This window comes from Streptococcus sp. KR (genome assembly GCF_002238115.1).
Taxonomy (GTDB): Bacteria; Bacillota; Bacilli; order Lactobacillales; family Streptococcaceae; genus Streptococcus.
Map to the genome: position 1 here is coordinate 1 of NZ_NGVM01000065.1, position 1240 is coordinate 1240.

General features: G+C 37.4%; 1 protein-coding gene. It reads right to left on the reverse strand.

What is annotated here, in order from left to right; translation table 11 throughout:
* Nucleotides 1-1240, reverse strand: a 1240-nt coding sequence (locus CBI42_RS10795) for a PBECR4 domain-containing protein (protein ID WP_256963786.1), incomplete at both ends; no start/stop codon positions are given.

Here is a 1240-nt window from a genome sequence, read left to right on the forward strand (position 1 = left end):
TTCGCATAGTCAAGATACTGATTCCAGGCTTGATGAAATTCTTCTGGAGTTTTTGAGATGTCACCTGGCACACCTAAATTATAGACAGTATCTAAGACTTGAGTAAACGTAGCTGAATCAAGTAGTAAGCTATTCAGTGTGTTTTCAGGAGTTATTTGTTCAATTCCCTTAGTTGTATCAAGCTTGATTTCTTCAAACAAGCCATCTTTCAAAATGGTTTGCAACTCATTTCCTCTATCCTTGACATAATCCTCATTGATAGACAACTGTTCAATATTACCATCACGTTCACGAAAGACAGCAAGTATAACTTTTTCCTTAGTTTTCTCTACATCAACTTTTAGATCTCTCTTGATTTTCATGAGAGATGCAGGGACATGTTCTTCTCCTATATCTTTGAAAAGAAGCAAGAAATCCTCGTCTTTACTCTTGATAGCTTCTGAAAAGTTAAGTCGTTGCGCAATTCTCACTTCGTCTAAGTTATCCAAAACAAACGATTTAGGATCAAGAATATCCTCTAACATAGGAATAACTTGTAATTTTTCTTTTAGACTATTACTAACCAGTATTTGATTATAGTCTCCCCTTCCCTCAGCAAAATCGACTACAAAATCTCCAGCATTCCTACCTGAAACAACTGGCCTGATTCCTGTTAAGTGTAAAAAGTTTTCTCGTTTAAAATTAACATCTAGCAAACTCACCTCTCCATTATTGGAATAGAAATAATAGATTTTACTATTCGCTAATTCCTCTAAATACCATTGAGATGATTTCTGAATAGAACCAGCGTACTGATTCATTCTTTTCAAATCATCAGATGTAATTGGATGGTATTTCGATTGTCTTCGTTGCACTTCCTCAAAAGTTGTGCTAAAATGTAAGTAACAATAGGGTGATGTCGGGTGACTGGCAACAGTTTGCTCAAAGGTTGCTGATAATTCAGCTTCAGGTTCGGCACTGCCTACAGCATCATGCTGTGAATAGCCCTCTCCACCACTGGCCCTATCATTCATTTGCTCCTGAGAGTTCTCAGGAGCTTTTTCTGTGCTCTGAATTTGTTTTTTAGGCTCCCTACCATCTCCAAGAGGATTGGAAGGTTTTTCATAGGTCACTGTTTTGTCCGAATCAATAACCATTTGTTTTCTAGACTCTACTGAAAACCCTATATTATTCCAGTTTTCCTTCAACCACGTTGCATCTTCAGGAGAAAGGTGGCTGGTATCAGGAAAGTGACTTGATG